Source organism: Pseudomonas sp. RIT357 (assembly GCF_000632245.1).
GTDB classification, from domain to species: domain Bacteria; phylum Pseudomonadota; class Gammaproteobacteria; order Pseudomonadales; family Pseudomonadaceae; genus Aquipseudomonas; species Aquipseudomonas sivasensis.
Map to the genome: position 1 here is coordinate 160,328 of NZ_JFYX01000049.1, position 17,752 is coordinate 178,079.

The 17,752-nt window shown below is 60.6% G+C and carries 13 protein-coding genes and 1 pseudogene; 10 read left to right on the plus strand and 4 right to left on the minus strand.

Features of this window, described 5'->3' with window-relative positions:
- Nucleotides 1-34: 34 nt before the first annotated feature.
- The gene (locus BW43_RS00530) at nucleotides 35-745 is read right to left on the minus strand and encodes a tellurite resistance TerB family protein (protein WP_032891726.1); all 711 of its coding nucleotides are present in this window, start codon (nucleotides 743-745) and stop codon (nucleotides 35-37) included.
- A 168-nt stretch (nucleotides 746-913) separates the two neighbouring features.
- Here BW43_RS00530 and BW43_RS00525 point away from each other — a divergent pair, with 168 nt between their 5' ends.
- The 10 genes and pseudogenes from BW43_RS00525 to BW43_RS00485 all read left to right on the plus strand — a co-directional run bounded on the left by BW43_RS00525 (nucleotide 914) and on the right by BW43_RS00485 (nucleotide 13,789).
- A complete protein-coding gene (locus tag BW43_RS00525) occupies nucleotides 914-1,825 on the plus strand; it encodes a LysR family transcriptional regulator (RefSeq protein WP_032891728.1) in 912 nt (303 codons plus the stop codon).
- A 133-nt stretch (nucleotides 1,826-1,958) separates the two neighbouring features.
- Nucleotides 1,959-3,416, plus strand: a complete 1,458-nt coding sequence (locus BW43_RS00520; RefSeq protein ID WP_032891730.1) for a gamma-aminobutyraldehyde dehydrogenase — start codon at nucleotides 1,959-1,961, stop codon at nucleotides 3,414-3,416.
- Between the two features lie 73 nt (nucleotides 3,417-3,489).
- Entirely contained in the window at nucleotides 3,490-4,641 is a 1,152-nt protein-coding gene (gene ydcS / locus BW43_RS00515) for a putative ABC transporter substrate-binding protein YdcS (protein ID WP_032891731.1), read from the plus strand.
- A gap of 199 nt (nucleotides 4,642-4,840) precedes the next feature.
- Nucleotides 4,841-5,875 (plus strand): ABC transporter ATP-binding protein, encoded by a 1,035-nt coding sequence (locus BW43_RS00510; RefSeq protein WP_032891732.1) that lies wholly within the window; start codon nucleotides 4,841-4,843, stop codon nucleotides 5,873-5,875.
- A gap of 1 nt (nucleotide 5,876) precedes the next feature.
- Nucleotides 5,877-6,806 carry an ABC transporter permease gene (locus BW43_RS00505; protein ID WP_032891733.1) on the plus strand — a complete coding sequence of 310 codons (930 nt, stop codon included), beginning with the start codon at nucleotides 5,877-5,879 and terminating at the stop codon, nucleotides 6,804-6,806.
- Nucleotides 6,796-7,605 (plus strand): ABC transporter permease, encoded by an 810-nt coding sequence (locus BW43_RS00500; RefSeq protein ID WP_032891735.1) that lies wholly within the window; start codon nucleotides 6,796-6,798, stop codon nucleotides 7,603-7,605. The genes BW43_RS00505 and BW43_RS00500 overlap by 11 nt, the downstream gene beginning before the upstream one ends.
- A gap of 169 nt (nucleotides 7,606-7,774) precedes the next feature.
- Nucleotides 7,775-9,199 carry a gamma-aminobutyraldehyde dehydrogenase gene (locus tag BW43_RS00495; protein WP_032891737.1) on the plus strand — a complete coding sequence of 475 codons (1,425 nt, stop codon included), beginning with the start codon at nucleotides 7,775-7,777 and terminating at the stop codon, nucleotides 9,197-9,199.
- A 68-nt stretch (nucleotides 9,200-9,267) separates the two neighbouring features.
- Nucleotides 9,268-11,130, plus strand: a complete 1,863-nt coding sequence (locus BW43_RS00490) for an FAD/NAD(P)-binding protein (protein ID WP_032891739.1) — start codon at nucleotides 9,268-9,270, stop codon at nucleotides 11,128-11,130.
- 210 nt (nucleotides 11,131-11,340) lie between these two features.
- Nucleotides 11,341-11,460, plus strand: a pseudogene (locus BW43_RS29720) (hypothetical protein); the annotation flags it as partial.
- A 703-nt stretch (nucleotides 11,461-12,163) separates the two neighbouring features.
- Complete coding sequence (locus BW43_RS00485) at nucleotides 12,164-13,789, plus strand: glucan biosynthesis protein D (protein ID WP_032891741.1); 1,626 nt, start codon at nucleotides 12,164-12,166, stop codon at nucleotides 13,787-13,789.
- 51 nt (nucleotides 13,790-13,840) lie between these two features.
- Here the strand turns inward: BW43_RS00485 and BW43_RS00480 are convergent, their stop codons facing one another.
- The 3 genes from BW43_RS00480 to BW43_RS00470 form a co-directional block, all read right to left on the minus strand.
- Complete coding sequence (locus BW43_RS00480; protein WP_032891743.1) at nucleotides 13,841-14,026, minus strand: hypothetical protein; 186 nt, start codon at nucleotides 14,024-14,026, stop codon at nucleotides 13,841-13,843.
- A gap of 271 nt (nucleotides 14,027-14,297) precedes the next feature.
- Entirely contained in the window at nucleotides 14,298-15,404 is a 1,107-nt protein-coding gene (locus tag BW43_RS00475; RefSeq protein ID WP_032891746.1) for an NADH:flavin oxidoreductase/NADH oxidase, read from the minus strand.
- A gap of 125 nt (nucleotides 15,405-15,529) precedes the next feature.
- Nucleotides 15,530-17,431, minus strand: coding sequence for a potassium transporter Kup (locus BW43_RS00470; protein ID WP_032891749.1), 1,902 nt, complete (start codon nucleotides 17,429-17,431; stop codon nucleotides 15,530-15,532).
- Nucleotides 17,432-17,752: the final 321 nt, after the last annotated feature.

The following is a 17,752-nucleotide window of genomic DNA, read 5'->3' on the forward strand; positions in this document are numbered from 1 at the left end:
AGCCAGCCAGGGTGCTTTATCTATACAGAGATGCTCAGAGGGTAGCTTGACGCACCTGCTTTTCCAGCTCCAGCTTCAAGCCAGGCTCCAGTTTCAGTTGGCGGGCCAATTCGTCCAGATAGGCCTTTTCCATGAAGTTTTCTTCGTCGACCAGCATCACGCTGGCGATATACATTTCGGCAGCCATTTCCGGGGTGCTTGCCGCGCGGGCGACATCGACCGGGTCCAGAGGTTTGTTCAGCTCGGCGTGCAGCCAGCTTTGCAGCTCGCGGTCGTTATCCAGCTTGGTGAACTCACCCTCGATCAGCTCTCGCTCGCGCTCATCCACATGGCCGTCGGCCTTGGCTGCTGCAACCAGTGCCTTGAGAATGCCTTGGCTGTGCTGCTCGACTTGGGCCGGTGGCAGGCGGTCGATGGTCTGCGGCTCGCCCTTGGGCGCATTGGCTTGATTGGCCTGCCAGTTGCCGTAGGCCTTGTAGGCAATGACGCCCAATGCGGCCAGCCCGCCGTAGGTCAGGGCTTTGCCGCCGAATTTGCGCGCCTTCTTGTTGCCCATCAACAAGCCCATGGCACCGGCTGCCAGGGCGCCGCCACCGGCACCGCCAAGCAGGCTGCCCAACCCTCCGCCGCCAAGCAGTCCGCCCAAGGCGCCTTTGTCGTCCTGCTTGCGTTGGCCGCCAGCCTTGCTTTGCAGCATGTCCTGGCCGGACTTGAGCAACTGATCGAGCAATCCACGGGTATTCATTCGTAGCCTCCAGACACTTGGGTTCATAGGACCAATAGGCCCCCAGCGTAAAACTAAGTGCCAAAAAGCCCCGATCTAGAGTGCTTCCAGATGTAACGTCACTGCCGTTCGCTAAAACCGATATACACTCGGACAAATCTATAAAAACACCCCACTGGTAATTCCAGCATGATGACCTTGCGTCAAATCCGGCACTTTATCGCCGTGGCCGAGACCGGCTCGATCTCCGCCGCCGCGCAGACCGCGTTTATTTCCCAGTCGACCCTGACCCTGGCGATCCAGCAATTGGAGCAGGAAATCGGGGTAAACCTGTTCAACCGCCACGCCAAGGGCATGACCCTCACCCACCAGGGCCACCAGTTCCTGCGCCAGGCGCACTTGATCCTCGCCACCGTCGACAACGCCAAGCGCAGCCTGCAACAAAGCACCGACCAAGTGGCCGGGCAATTGATCATCGGCGTGACCAGCCTGGTGGCCGGCTACTACCTCGCCGACCTGCTCACCCGCTTCCAGCGCGCCTACCCCAATGTGGAAATCCGCGTGATGGAGGACGAACGCCCCTATATCGAGCATTTGCTGGTGAGCGGCGAAATCGACGTCGGCGTGCTGATCCTCTCCAACCTCGAAGACCGCCACGCCCTTCAGACAGAAGTCCTGACCCACTCGCCCCATCGCCTGTGGCTGCCGGCGCAGCACCCGCTGCTTGAGCACGACAGCATCAACCTGGCCGATGTCGCGCGCGAGCCGTTGATTCAGCTGAATGTTGATGAAATGGGCCAAAACGCCCAGCGCCTTTGGACCAGCGCAGGCCTGCAACCCCGCGTCACGCTGCGTACAGCATCGACGGAGGCAGTGCGTAGCCTGGTGGCGGCAGGATTAGGCGTGTCGATTCAGCCAGACATGACCTACCGCCCATGGTCCCTGGAGGGCGACATCATCGAGGCACGGCCGATCGCCGACCTCAGCCAGACCCTCGATGTGGGCCTGGCGTGGCGCCGAGGCACCGCGCGTCCCGCGCTGGTAGACCCGTTCCTCACCGTGGCCCGGGAACAACCGCACCCACGCAAGCCATCTATTTAATCGAATGCTGCATTCAGTATTTAGTATTTGTTGACCTCGCGCCTGACCACTACTCTCAGTTCATCCATAAGAGAAGGTCCGGCGCCTTGGTAAGAGAACGCCCATGACCACACAAGAAAAGAGATCGCGAAAAATGTCCGGCGCGCCCACCCCGCTGCTTACTGCGTTGCTGATCGACGGCGAACTGGTCCAGGGCCAGGGATTCGCCGAGCCGATCCTCAACCCGGCCACCGGTGAAGTGCTTACCCAAATTGCTGAAGCCAGCACCGAGCAGGTCGAATCAGCCATCCTCGCAGCGCACCGTGCATTTGCCAGCTGGTCGCGGACCACGCCGCAACAACGTTCGAACATTCTTCTGGGCATCGCCGATGCCATCGAAAAACAAGCCGATTACCTGGCCCGCCTGGAATCCCTGAACTGCGGCAAGCCGTTGCACCTGGCACGTCAGGATGACTTGAGCGCCACCGTCGACGTGTTCCGCTTCTTCGCCGGGGCCGTGCGCTGCCAGACAGGGCAACTGAGCGGCGAATACCTGCCGGGCTACACCAGCATGGTGCGGCGCGATCCAATTGGCGTCGTCGCCTCCATCGCACCGTGGAACTACCCGTTGATGATGGCCGCCTGGAAGATCGCACCGGCGCTGGCTGCCGGTAATACCTTGGTGTTCAAGCCGTCGGAACATACGCCGCTGTCGATCCTCGCACTCGCCCCTGTGCTGAAGGACTTGTTACCACGCGGGGTCATCAACATTCTCTGTGGCGGCGGTGAAGGTGTGGGCAGCCATCTGGTCAGCCACCCGAAAGTGCGCATGGTTTCCCTGACCGGCGATATCGTCACCGGGCAGAAAATCCTGCAAGCCGCGTCCAAGACGCTCAAACGCACGCACCTGGAACTGGGCGGCAAAGCGCCGGTAATCGTGTGTAACGATGCCGACCTGCAAGCCGTGGTTGAGGGTGTGCGCGCCTACGGTTACTACAACGCCGGTCAGGACTGCACCGCCGCATGCCGCATCTACGCCCAGGCGGGGATTCACGACAAATTGGTCGCCGACCTCGGTGCGGCGGTCAGCAGCCTGCGCTTTGCCGGCAAGCGTGATGCCGACAACGAACTCGGCCCGCTGATCAGTACGCGCCAGCGCGACCGCGTGGCCAGTTTTGTCGAGCGTGCCCTCGGCCAGCCGCATATCGAGCGGGTCACGGGCGCCGCCGTGCATTCCGGCGCGGGCTTCTATTACCAGCCAACCTTGCTCGCCGGCTGTAAACAGAGCGATGAAATTGTGCAGCGCGAAGTGTTTGGTCCAGTGGTCACCGTGACCCGCTTCGATGAGCTGGAACAGGCGGTGGACTGGGCCAATGACTCCGAATACGGCCTGGCCTCCTCTGTGTGGACCCAGAATCTGGACAAGGCCATGCAGGTAGCCGCACGCCTGCAATACGGCTGCACTTGGATCAACAGCCATTTCATGCTGGTCAGCGAAATGCCCCACGGCGGCTTGAAGCGCTCGGGGTATGGGAAAGATCTGTCCAGTGATTCGCTACAGGACTACAGCGTGGTGCGCCACATCATGGCCCGCCACGGCCAACATCTTTAAAACAACAACTAAGCTTTTGCGTCACCGGTTGCACACAACTGCCCCGACCATAATTAAAGAAGAGGGAACCCCCATGTCCGCGCACAAGACCGCACTGCTCAGTGCCTTGACCACCGCGCTGCTGGCCAGCGTCAGCATTCAGGCCGCCGAACCGCTCAAGGCGATTGGCGCTGGCGAAGGCCAGCTGGATATCGTCGCCTGGCCCGGCTATATCGAACGTGGCGAAAGCGACAAGGCCTACGACTGGGTCACTGGTTTCGAGAAGGAAACCGGCTGCAAGGTCAATGTGAAAACCGCCGCCACCTCTGACGAAATGGTCAGCCTGATGGCCAAGGGCGGATATGACCTGGTCACCGCGTCGGGCGATGCGTCGCTGCGGTTGATCGTCGGCAAGCGTGTGCAGCCGATCAACACCTCGCTGATCCCAAACTGGAAAAACATCGACCCACGCCTTAAAGACGCGCCGTGGTACGTGGTCGGCCAGCAGACCTACGGCACCCCGTACCAATGGGGCCCGAACGTGCTGATGTACAACACCAACGTGTTCAAGACCGCGCCCACCAGCTGGCATGTGCTGTTCAACGCCCAGAACCTGCCGGACGGCAAGCCGAACAAAGGCCGCGTGCAGGCCTATGACGGCCCGATCTACATCGCCGATGCAGCGCTGTACCTCAAATCGACCCAGCCGGAACTGGGCATCCAGAGCCCATACGAACTGACCGAAACCCAGTACAAAGCCGTGCTCGACCTGTTGCGCGCCCAGCAACCGTTGATCCACCGCTACTGGCACGACACCACCGTGCAAATGAGTGACTTCAAGAACGAAGGCGTGGTGGCCTCCAGCGCCTGGCCGTATCAGGTCAACGGGCTGGTCAATGAAAAGCAGCCAATTGCCTCGACCATTCCGAAAGAAGGCGCCACCGGCTGGGCCGACACCACCATGTTGCACAGCGAGGCCAAGCACCCGAACTGCGCCTACAAGTGGATGGACTGGTCGCTGCAGCCGAAGGTCCAGGGCGATGTCGCCGCCTGGTTCGGTTCGCTGCCGGCGGTGCCTGCGGCCTGTAAGGAAAGCGAACTGCTCGGCGCCGAGGGTTGCAAGACCAACGGGTTCGACCAGTTCGACAAGATCGCCTTCTGGAAAACCCCACAGGCTGAGGGCGGCAAGTTCGTACCGTACAGCCGCTGGACCCAGGATTACATCGCGATCATGGGCGGCAGGTAAGGCCTTCCAAACGACCTAGGTCACCTGTGGGAGGGGGCTTGTTCACGATAGCGGTACATCAGACAAACCTGTGTTGCCTGACACACCGTCATCGGGAGCAAGCTTCCTCCCACATTGACCGCACTCATAGATGTTTTGTTTTTTCAGAAGTCCAGGCCGGGCCGCTGCGACGACCCGCGCCTTTTTGGAGCACCGCACCATGACGCTTGCAGTCCAATTCACCCACGTTTCCCGTCAGTTCGGCGAAGTGAAAGCCGTCGACCGGGTTTCCATCGATATCCAGGACGGCGAGTTCTTTTCCATGCTCGGCCCTTCCGGCTCGGGCAAGACCACTTGCCTGCGCCTGATCGCCGGGTTCGAGCAACCGAGCGCTGGCTCGATCCGCATTCATGGCGAGGAAGCCGCCGGCTTGCCGCCGTATCAGCGTGACGTAAACACCGTGTTCCAGGATTACGCACTGTTCCCCCATATGAATGTGCGCGACAACGTGGCCTACGGCCTCAAGGTCAAAGGCGTGGGCAAGGCCGAACGCCTGAACCGCGCCGAAGAAGCCTTGGGCATGGTCGCCCTCGGTGGGTATGGCGACCGTAAGCCGGTGCAACTTTCAGGTGGGCAGCGCCAGCGTGTGGCACTGGCACGCGCACTGGTCAATCGCCCCCGCGTGTTGCTGCTCGATGAACCCTTGGGCGCCCTTGACCTCAAGCTGCGCGAACAGATGCAAAGCGAGCTGAAGAAGCTGCAACGCCAGTTGGGCATCACCTTTATTTTCGTGACCCACGATCAAACCGAAGCGTTGTCGATGTCCGACCGCGTGGCAGTGTTCAACAAAGGCCGCATCGAACAAGTCGACACCCCGCGCAACCTGTACATGAAACCGGCTACCTCATTCGTCGCCGAATTCGTCGGCACCTCCAACGTGATTCGCGGCGAGCTGGCCCAGCGCCTCAGCGGCAGCGCGCAGCCATTTTCGATCCGCCCGGAACACGTGCGGTTTGCCGACGGCCCACTGGGTGCTGGCGAAGTGGAAGTCAGCGGCCTGCTGCATGACATCCAGTACCAGGGCAGCGCCACCCGCTATGAGCTAAAACTGGAAAACGGCCAGGCGCTGAACATCAGCCAGGCCAACATCCAGTGGCTGGATATCAGCAGCGGCCATCAGGTCGGCCAGTCCATTACAGCGCGCTGGGCGCGGGAAGCCATGACACCGCTGACCGACATTGCAGGCGAGGTGTGACATGAGCCTGGCCCTCTCCCAACCACCGATGCGCAGGTTTTCCAACCTGCTGTACCGCAAGCCCAACCTGTATCTGGCGATGCTGTTGATACCGCCGCTGATCTGGTTCGGCGCGATTTACCTCGGCTCGTTGCTGACCTTGCTGTGGCAAGGCTTCTACACCTTCGACGACTTCACCATGGCGGTCACGCCGGACCTGACCCTGGCCAACTTCGCCGCACTGTTCCAGCCGTCGAACTTCGACATCATCCTTCGCACCTTGAGCATGGCGATTGTGGTGTCGATTGCCAGCGCCATCGTGGCCTTCCCGATTGCCTACTACATGGCGCGCTACACCACGGGCAAGACCAAGGCATTCTTTTACATCGCAGTGATGATGCCGATGTGGGCCAGCTACATCGTCAAGGCCTACGCCTGGACCCTGCTGCTGGCCAAGGGCGGCGTGGCGCAGTGGTTCGTGCAGCACCTGGGCCTGGAGCCGGTGTTGCAGTTCGTGCTGGGTATTCCCGGTGTGGGCGGCAGCACCTTGAGCACCTCACACCTGGGGCGGTTCATGGTGTTCGTCTATATCTGGCTGCCGTTCATGATCCTGCCGATCCAGGCATCGCTGGAGCGTTTGCCGCCGTCGTTGCTGCAAGCCTCGGCGGATCTGGGCGCCAAGCCGCGCCAGACCTTTATGCAAGTGATTCTGCCACTGTCGATTCCGGGGATTGCCGCCGGGTCGATCTTCACCTTCTCGCTGACCCTGGGCGATTTCATCGTGCCGCAACTGGTGGGCCCGCCGGGCTACTTCGTCGGTGGCATGGTCTACGCGCAGCAAGGCGCCATCGGCAACATGCCCATGGCAGCGGCGTTCACCCTGGTGCCCATCGTGCTGATTGCGGTTTACCTGTCCATCGTCAAACGCCTGGGGGCCTTCGATGCACTCTGAGAAATCTTCGCTGGGACTAAAGATCGCAGCCTGGGGCGGCCTGGTGTTTTTACACTTCCCGATCCTGATCATCTTTCTCTACGCCTTCAATACCGAAGAGGCAGCGTTCAGCTTTCCGCCACAGGGCTTCACGTTGAAGTGGTTCAGCGTGGCGTTCGCCCGGCCGGACGTGCTGGAGTCGATCAAGTTGTCGCTGCAGATCGCAGCCATCGCCACCCTGATCGCCATGGTGCTCGGCACATTGGCCTCGGCGGCGCTGTATCGCCGCGAGTTCTTTGGCAAGCAAGGCGTGTCGCTGATGCTGATCCTGCCGATTGCGCTGCCGGGGATCATCACCGGTATCGCGTTACTGGCGACGTTCAAGACGTTGGGCATCGAGCCCGGGATGTTCACCATCATCGTCGGCCACGCGACCTTCTGCGTGGTGATCGTCTACAACAACGTCATCGCCCGTTTGCGCCGCACGTCTCACAGCCTGATTGAAGCCTCAATGGACCTGGGCGCCGACGGCTGGCAGACCTTCCGCTACATCATCATGCCCAACCTGGGCTCGGCGCTGCTGGCCGGCGGCATGCTCGCCTTTGCGCTGTCGTTCGACGAAATCATCGTCACCACCTTCACCGCCGGCCACGAGCGCACCTTGCCGCTGTGGTTGCTCAACCAGTTGAGTCGCCCGCGGGATGTGCCGGTGACCAACGTGGTGGCGATGCTGGTGATGCTGGTGACGATGTTCCCGATTCTCGGTGCCTATTACCTGACCCGCGGTGGTGAAAGCGTGGCCGGGAGTGGCGGTAAATAACTTTTTTATTGAAGGCACCGAGCTCAAATGTGGGTGGGGGCTTGCTCCCGATAGCGGTGGGTCAGTTGTAGATGATGTGACTGAAAGACTGTCATCGGGGGCAAGCCCCCTCCCACATTTAGAGTCGGTTGCTTCAAGGAAATAACAATAGTTTGTGGAGAGCTAAACCATGCAAACCAAATTACTGATCAACGGCCAACTGATCGAAGGCGAAGGCCCTGCCCAAGCCGTATTCAACCCAGCCCTCGGCCGCGTACTGGTAGAAATCAAGGAAGCCAGCGAAGCCCAGATCGACGCCGCTGTGCGCGCAGCCGATGCGGCGTTCGAAAGTTGGTCGCAAACCGCACCGAAGGACCGCTCGCTGCTGCTGCTGAAACTGGCCGACGCGATCGAAGCCCACGGCGAAGAGCTGGCCAAGCTGGAATCGGACAACTGCGGCAAGCCCTACAGCGCCGCGCTGAACGACGAGATCCCGGCGATTGCCGATGTGTTCCGCTTCTTCGCCGGCGCCAGCCGTTGCATGAGCGGCTCGGCCGGCGGTGAATACCTGCCGGGCCACACCTCGATGATCCGCCGCGACCCGGTGGGCGTGATCGCCTCCATCGCGCCGTGGAACTACCCGCTGATGATGGTCGCCTGGAAAATCGCCCCGGCCCTGGCCGCCGGTAATACCGTGGTGCTCAAGCCGTCGGAGCAAACCCCGCTGACCGCGTTGCGCATGGTTGAACTGGCGTCGGAGATTTTCCCGGCCGGCGTACTCAACCTGGTGTTCGGTCGTGGGCCGACCGTGGGCAGCCCACTGGTGAACCACCCGAAAGTGCGCATGGTGTCGCTGACCGGCTCCATCGCCACCGGCGCGAATATCATTTCCAGCACCGCTGACAGCGTGAAGCGCATGCACATGGAGTTGGGCGGCAAAGCGCCGGTGATCATCTTCAACGACGCGGACATCGATGCCGCCGTGGAAGGCATTCGCACCTTTGGCTTCTATAACGCCGGCCAGGACTGCACGGCCGCGTGCCGCATTTACGCCCAAGCGGATATCTACGACGCATTTGTCGAGAAGCTCGGCGCGGCGGTCGCCAGCATCAAATACGGCTTGCAGGATGACCCGGCCACCGAACTGGGCCCGCTGATCACCGCACAGCACCGCGACCGTGTCGCGGGGTTTGTCGAGCGTGCGGTGGCACAGCCGCATATCCGCCTGATCACCGGTGGCAAGGCGGTAGACGGCAATGGGTTCTTCTTTGAGCCGACGGTATTGGCCGATGCGCAGCAAGACGATGAAATCGTGCGCCGCGAGGTGTTTGGGCCAGTGGTGTCGGTGACTAAGTTCACCGACGAGGCACAGGTGTTGGGCTGGGCCAATGATTCGGACTACGGCTTGGCGTCGTCCGTATGGACCGCCGATGTAGGCCGCGCCCACCGTTTGGCCGCGCGGTTGCAGTATGGCTGCACGTGGGTGAATACCCACTTCATGCTGGTCAGCGAAATGCCCCATGGCGGTCAGAAACTATCGGGCTATGGCAAGGACATGTCCATGTATGGGCTGGAGGACTACACCACCGTTCGCCATGTGATGTTCAAGCACTGATTAAGCGCCTCCCCGGCACCTGCCTTGGGTGCCGGGTCCTACAACAATAAAATCTCAGGTTCCCACCAATGGACATCACCCGCCGCGACTTCCTCAACGGCGTCGCCATTACCGTTGCCGCAGGCATGACCCCACTGCAACTGCTCCAGGCCGCACCCGATGGCCGCTACTACCCCCCTGCCCTTACCGGCCTGCGCGGCAGCCATGTCGGCTCGTTCGAAGTGGCTCACCAGATGGGCTGGGAAAAGAAAGTGTTCGACACCGAGAAATTGCCGATCACCGAGGATTACGACCTGGTGGTGGTCGGGGGTGGCTTGAGCGGTTTGTCGGCGGCATGGTTCTACCGGGAAAAGCACCCCAAGGCGAAGATCCTGATCCTGGAAAACCACGACGACTTCGGCGGCCACGCCAAGCGCAATGAATTCCAGGCCGGTGGCCGCATGATCATCGGTTACGGCGGCAGCGAGGCGTTGCAGTCGCCGAACCATCTGTACAGCAAGGAAGTGAACGGGCTGTTGAAGAAGCTCGGGGTTGATATCAAGCGCTTCGAAACCGCCTTCGACCGCCAGTTCTACCCCAACCTGGGCCTGTCGCGCGGTGTGTTTTTCGACAAGGAAAACTTCGGCGAAGACAAACTGGTGACCGGCGACCCGACGCCCATGGTGGCCGACGATATTGCGCCGGACCAACTGCATGCGCGGTCCATCAGCGACTTCATCAATGACTTCCCCCTGCCTGCAGAGGATCGCCAGGCGCTGATAGACCTGCACATGGCGCCAAAGGACTACTTGCCAGGTAAGACTGCCGAAGAAAAGGCCGACCATCTGGCGGCGACCAGCTACCGCAATTTCCTGCTCAAGGACGTAGGGTTATCGGAAGGCGCGGTGAAGTACTTCCAAAGCCGTACCAATGACTTCATGGCGCTGAGCATTGATGCCGTGGCAGCGGCCGATGCCTATAGCGTAGGTTTCCCCGGGTTTGCGGGCATGAACCTGGCACCGATCAGCGAAGAAGCCGCAGCGGAAATGGAAGAGCCCTACATCTACCATTTCCCGGATGGCAACGCCTCGGTGGCGCGGTTGCTGGTGCGCAGTCTGATCCCAGGCGTAGCACCGGGGCACACCATGGACGACATCGTGCTGGCTACCTTTGACTACGCCAGGCTCGACCAACCCAAGGCGGCGGTACGGCTGCGCTTGAACAGCACCGCCGTCAGCGTGCGTAACGTCGATGGCGGTGTGCATATCGGCTACAGCCGCGGCGGCCAACTCGCACAGGTGCGCGGCAAACGCTGCATCCTGGCGTGCTACAACATGATGATTCCGTACCTGCTCAAAGACCTGCCAGCGCCCCAGGCCCATGCCTTGAGCCAGAACGTGAAATACCCGCTGGTGTACACCAAGGTGGTGATCCGCAATTGGCAGTCCTTTCAGAAACTGGGGGTGCATGAAATTTACGCGGCGACCCAACCGTACAGTCGCATCAAACTGGACTACCCGGTGAGCATGGGCGGCTACGATCACCCACGGGACCCGACGCAGCCGATTGGCCTGCACATGGTCTACGTGCCCACCAGCCCCAACAGCGGTATGAACGCCCGCGACCAGGCACGCGCCGGGCGGGGCAAGCTGTACGGGCAGACGTTCGAGCAACTGGAGGCGCAACTGCGTGACCAACTGCAACGCATGCTCGGGCCGGGTGGATTCAAGCACGAGACGGATATTCTGGCGATCACGGTCAACCGCTGGTCACACGGGTATGCGAGCTTCTCCAACAGCTTGTTTGATAACGCAGATGAGAGCGAAGCGTTGATGAATCTTGCGCGCAAACCTGTAGGCCATGTGAGCATCGCCAACTCGGATGCGGCGTGGAGCGCGTACGCCCATGCAGCGATTGATGAGGCTTTTCGGGCAGTGAGAGAGGTGGGCTAAGTCGAAATAGTGTGGCTAAAAGACGTCTTGTGGTGAGCGGGCTTGCCCCGCGCTGGGCTGCGAAGCGGCCCTGAAGCCAAACGCCGCACGTTTTCAGACGGCCTGTGTGGTTTTCATGGGGGCCGCTTCGCGCCCCAGCGCGGGGCAAGCCCGCTCACTACAACAGCGTGCAACTCACTGACGACACAACTTGCTTCATATGAAGCGTTGATGAATCTGGCGCGCAAACCTGTAGGGCCTGTGAGCATCGCCAACTCGGATGCGGCGTGGAGTGCGTACGCCCATGCGGCGATTGATGAGGCTTTTCGGGCAGTGAAAGAGGTGGGCTAAGTCGAAATAGTCTGGCTAAACGAAGTCTTGTGGTGAGCGGGCTTGCCCCGCGCTGGGCTGCGAAGCGGCCCTGAAGCCAAACGCCGCACGTTTTCAGACGGCCTGTGTGGTTTTCATGGGGGCCGCTTCGCGCCCCAGCGCGGGGCAAGCCCGCTCACTACAACAGCGTGCAACTCACTGACGACACAACTTGCTTCATATGAAACGTTGATGAATCTGGCGCGCAAATCTGTAGGGCCTGTGAGCATCGCCAACTCGGATGCGGCATGGAGTGCGTACGCCCATGCGGCGATTGATGAGGCTTTTCGGGCAGTGAGAGAGGTGGGCTAAGTCGAAATAGTGTGGCTAAACGAAGTCTTGTGGTGAGCGGGCTTGCCCCGCGCTGGGCTGCAAAGCGGCCCTGAAGCCAAATGCCGCACGTTTTCAGACGGCCTGTGTGGTTTTCATGGGGGCCGCTTCGCGCCCCGGCGCGGGGCAAGCCCGCTCACTACAAAAGTACGCAACTCACCTGACGACACAACTTGTTTCATATGCAACGCCATCACACAGCCATCAATCATTTTTCCTACACCATCGAACCGCTTAAGCTATCCGGCGTCTGTTTAATGTCCGTTGCGTTTGGCCGAAGGCATGTCCGAACCGTTATTTCTGATCCAGCACGTGCCAGGAACGGCGCGGGATTTGCTCACGACAGGTTGTCTCTATGCACCGCAGGAATTTGCTCAAAGCGTCCATGGCCATTGCGGCTTACACCGGTTTGTCGGCCAGCGGCCTACTGGCCGCGCAGGCCTGGGCCGGGAACCGTGCCGCCGACGGCAAGGCCGTGGCGTTCGATTTCGACGCACTGAAAGCCCAGGCCAAGCAACTCGCCGGAACCGCGTATAAAGACACCAAACAGGTGCTGCCGCCGACCCTGGCGACCATGACCCCACAGAATTTCAACGCCATTGGCTACGACGGCAAGCATTCGCTGTGGAAAGAGTTGAACGGCCAGTTGGACGTGCAGTTTTTCCACGTCGGCATGGGTTTCAAGACACCGGTGCGCATGCACAGCGTTGATCCGAAAACCCGTGAAGCCCGTGAAGTGCACTTCCGCCCTTCGCTGTTCAACTATGAAAAAACCACCGTCGACACCAAACAGCTGACCGGCGACCTTGGTTTCTCCGGCTTCAAGCTGTTCAAGGCACCGGAGCTGGACCGCCATGACGTGCTGTCGTTTCTCGGCGCCAGCTACTTCCGCGCGGTGGATTCCACCGGCCAATACGGCCTGTCGGCCCGAGGCCTGGCCATCGACACCTACGCCAAAAAACGCGAAGAATTCCCTGATTTCACCCAGTTCTGGTTCGAAACTCCAGACAAGGACGCCACGCGTTTTGTGGTCTACGCCCTGCTTGACTCGCCAAGCGCCACCGGCGCCTACCGCTTCGATATCGACTGCCAGGCCAACCAGGTGGTGATGGCGATCGACGCCCATATCAATGCGCGTACTGCCATCGAACAACTGGGCATTGCCCCTATGACCAGCATGTTCAGCTGCGGCACCCACGAGCGCCGGATGTGCGACACCATCCACCCGCAAATCCACGACTCGGACCGCCTGGCGATGTGGCGCGGCAACGGCGAGTGGATCTGCCGCCCGCTGAACAACCCCGCCAAGTTGCAATTCAATGCATTCGCCGACAAAGACCCGAAAGGCTTTGGCCTGGTGCAGACCGACCATGAGTTCGCCAGCTATCAGGACACTGTGGACTGGTACAGCAAGCGCCCAAGCCTGTGGGTCGAACCGACCACCGCCTGGGGCGAAGGCTCAATCGACCTGTTGGAGATCCCCACCACCGGCGAGACCCTGGACAACATCGTGGCCTTCTGGACCCCGAAGAAGCCGGTGGCGGCGGGTGAATCGCTGAACTATGGCTACAAACTGTACTGGAGCGCCTTGCCACCGGTGAGCACACCATTGGCCCAGGTCGACGCGACCCGTTCCGGCATGGGCGGTTTTACTGAAGGTTGGGCGCCGGGTGAACATTACCCGGACGTGTGGGCGCGCCGTTTTGCCGTGGACTTCAAGGGCGGTGGCTTGGACCGTTTACCGCCAGGCACAGGGATTGAGCCCGTGGTGACTTGCTCCCATGGTGAAGTGAAAGACTTCAGCGTGCTGGTGCTCGATAACATCAAGGGCTACCGCATCCTGTTCGACTGGTACCCGACCAGCGACAGCGTGGAACCGGTGGAGCTGCGCCTGTTTATCCGAACCCAGGACCGCACCTTGAGTGAAACCTGGCTGTATCAGTACTTCCCGCCGGCACCGGACCAGCGCAAGTACACCTGATTCAACTGTGGGAGGGGGCTTGCTCCCTCCCACACGCGTTCCACGTCGACTCTAAAACCGCGACACGCTCTTCATCGCCCCAATCAGATAACGCATCGCCACCTGATCGCTCTCGTTCAGAGCGCGATACTGCGCCAGCAACTCGACCTCATCCAAACTCAACCGGCGGCTACGCAAGGACACCCTGCGGGTCAAAAAAGACGCCACCAAACCTGCTACTCCATAGGACTTGGCCATGGACTGTTTCTCCTGATATCAATCAAATACTCCCGGCGCCCATCAACCATCTCCCGTGAAGCGCAATGCCTCCGTGGACAAACAGACTGACTCCCTGGGCCAGAAATCGGTCTTACCCTAAGCGTAGAAACAATCTCGTTACGTGTGGGATTTTTTTAGAGTATTCACTTAAAAAATTACTTCGGTAACAAATACCTACAGCGCCATCCCACAGCAACAGGCAAAAAAAACCCACCGGCTCAGGGTGGGTTTAGATGGAGCCAGCGAAGGATCAATCCCTCAAGTCAGACTCATGAATCGGTTGATCCCGATGGGTCGCGCGTTGGTACTGAGCCGGCCAGATTGCTTTGCGCCCGCCCAAGTCATCGTCGGCGTGCAACGGCCAGTACGGATCGCGCAGCAGTTCACGAGCCAGGAAGATGATATCGGCCTGGCAAGTGCGCAGGATGTGCTCGGCCTGAGCCGGTTCGGTGATCATGCCCACGGTCCCCGTGGCGATGCCCGACTCCTTGCGCACGCGTTCGGCGAAGCGCGTCTGGTAGCCCGGCCCGGTGGGGATCTCGGCATTGGCGGCGGTGCCACCGGAGGATACGTCGATCAGGTCCACGCCCAGGTCTTTGAGGCGGCGTGCCAGTTCCACGGTTTCATCGGGGTTCCAGCCGTCCTCCACCCAGTCGGTGGCCGACACCCGTACGAACAGCGGCAACTCCTGGGGCCAGACTTCACGCACGGCCTTGGTCACCTGAAGCACCAGCCGGATACGGTTTTCAAAGGAGCCGCCGTATTGGTCCTGCCGCTGATTGCTGATGGGTGACAGGAATTGGTGCAACAGATAACCGTGAGCCGCGTGAATTTCCACCACCTCGAAACCCGCGGTGAGCGCACGTTTGGCAGCGGCGACGAAGTCAGCGATCACTTGCTGGATCTGCGCTTCGTCCAGTTGTCGCGGTTGGGTGTGTTGAGGGTCAAAGGCAATCGGCGATGGACCTACCGGTACCCAACCACCGTCCTCCGGCTTGACGCTGCCATGCTTGCCGATCCACGGCCGATGGGTGCTGGCCTTGCGCCCGGCATGGGCCAGTTGGATGCCAGCCACCGCGCCCTGGGCGGCGATAAAACGGGTGATGCGTTGCAGCGGTTCGATCTGTTGGTCGTTCCACAAGCCCAAGTCCTGTGCCGTGATGCGGCCATCGGCAGTCACGGCGGTGGCCTCGGTAAAAATCAGCCCGGCGCCGCCGACGGCACGACTGCCGAGGTGCACCAGATGCCAGTCATTGGCCAGTCCATCGTCACTGGAGTATTGGCACATCGGCGAGACGGCAATGCGGTTCAGGAGGGTCAATTGGCGCAGGGTATAGGGTTCGAGCAGCTGACTCATGGCGCACCTCTTCTGGGTTCTATGGGCACTGTTCAACAGTGCTTAGAGCCTAGTCGACAACGATCGATTGCACAGGGTTCAGACGGAAAGCGGGAGCCGATTGCCGGCTCCCGTGCTGCAGATACTTACATCTCGACCTGGGTGCCCAGCTCGATCACCCGGTTTACCGGAAGTTTGAAGAAGCGCAGGTTGCCGTTGGCATTCTTCAACATGAATGCAAACAAGGCTTCGCGCCAGCGCGCCATGCCTTCGATTTTCGAGGCAATCACCGTCTCGCGGCTGAGGAAGTAGGTGGTGCGCATTGGGCTGAAATCCAGATCATCCAAGTGGCACAACTTCAGCGCTTCGGGCACATCCGGCTCGTCGGTGAAGCCGAAGTGCAGGATCACGCGGAAGAACCCTTCCCCGTAGGAATCCACCTCGAAACGCCGCGATGCCGGGACGCGCGGGATGTCTTCATAGACCACCGTCAGCAGCACCACTTGCTCGTGCAATACCTGGTTATGCAGCAGGTTGTGCAACAGCGCATGGGGCACGGCATCGGGCCGCGCGGTCAGGAACACCGCCGTGCCTTGAACCCGATGGGGCGGCTGCACGCGAATACTGCTGATAAAGATCGGCAGCGGCAGGCCGCCTTCGTCGAGACGTTCCACCAGTAATTGCTTGCCGCGCTTCCAGGTGGTCATCAACACGAACAGCACGATCCCCGCGATCACCGGGAAGGCGCCGCCCTGGATGATTTTCGGTACGTTGGCCGCGAAATACAGCCCATCCACCAACAGGCAGCAGAGCAGTACCGGCACGGCCAGCACTGGGGGCCATTTCCACAGCAGCAACATCACCGCCGAGACGAGGATGGTGGTCATCAACATGGTGCCCGTCACCGCCACGCCGTAGGCCGAGGCCAGTGCGTTTGAGGACTCGAAGCCCAGCACCAGCAGAATCACGCCGACCATCAGCGACCAGTTCACCGCGCCGATATAGATCTGGCCCTGTTCGGCACTGGAGGTGTGTTGAATGTGCATGCGCGGGATGTAACCCAGTTGGATCGCCTGGCGAGTCAAGGAGAACGCGCCGGAAATCACCGCCTGGGAAGCAATCACCGTCGCCAGGGTCGACAGAACCACCAGCGGGATCAGCGCCCAGCTCGGCGCCAGCAGATAGAACGGGTTGCGCGCGGCTTCAGGATCGCCCAGCAGCATGGCGCCCTGGCCGAAATAGTTGAGCACCAGCGCCGGCAACACCAGGATGAACCAGGCGCGGGCAATGGGCTTGCGGCCGAAATGGCCCATGTCGGCGTACAGCGCTTCGGCGCCCGTCAGTGCCAGCACCACGGCACCCAGGATGGCCACGCCAATGCCTGGATGAGCCTCGAAGAAACGCACGGCCCACATCGGGTTCAATGCCTTGAGCACTTCGGGATGCTGGCTGATGCCATAGATACCCAGTCCGCCCAGCACCAGGAACCAGGTCACCATCACCGGCCCGAACAGCTTGCCGATGCGATCGGTACCGTGTTTCTGGATCAGAAACAGCGCCACCAGCACCACCAACGCAATCGGCACAACCCATTTTTCCAGGCCGTCGAACGCCAGCTCCAGGCCTTCTACTGCTGACAACACCGAAATCGCCGGGGTGATCATGCTGTCACCGTAGAACAGCGCCGCCCCGCACAGGCCACACACGACCAGGAAACTGCGCAGCTTTTTACGTTCCCCCGCTGCCCGACGTGCCAGTGCGGTCAGGGCCATGATGCCGCCTTCGCCCTGGTTGTCGGCGCGCAGCACGAACAGCATGTATTTGATCGAAACGACCCAGATCAGCGACCAGAAGATCAGCGCCAGGATCCCCAAGACACCGTCATGGTTGACCTGAACCCCATACCCCCCGGTGAACACCTCTTTGAGGGTGTAGAGCGGACTGGTCCCGATATCGCCGTAAACCACCCCGACCGCCGCCACCAGCATGCCGATCGGCTTGGTGTTTGAATGCTCGGCACTTGCTGCCTGACTACTCGCGTGACCCATCAACCACTCCTGCCCTTTGACCTGAGGTCTCTTATAAACAACGCGCCTAAGCTGACCCTAGCATGCGCTGTTTTACTTCTCGTAACAGACGTTTTATTGACCCAAGGTTTTTACCCGTGCGCAACGGCGCGAAGCATAGCGCAGCACTCGTCACATTTCCCTGCATAAAGCTGGTCAAGTGAATTGCCCGTGGCTAGCATCGCGCTCTTTTCGATCACAGAGGCCTACAGCACTGGTTCGCTGCCTGGCCGTGCGCGACCGGCCACATACAGAGGTCGGACGTGCCCTGCCCGTCACCAACGCCAGGCCCTGAACTTGCCC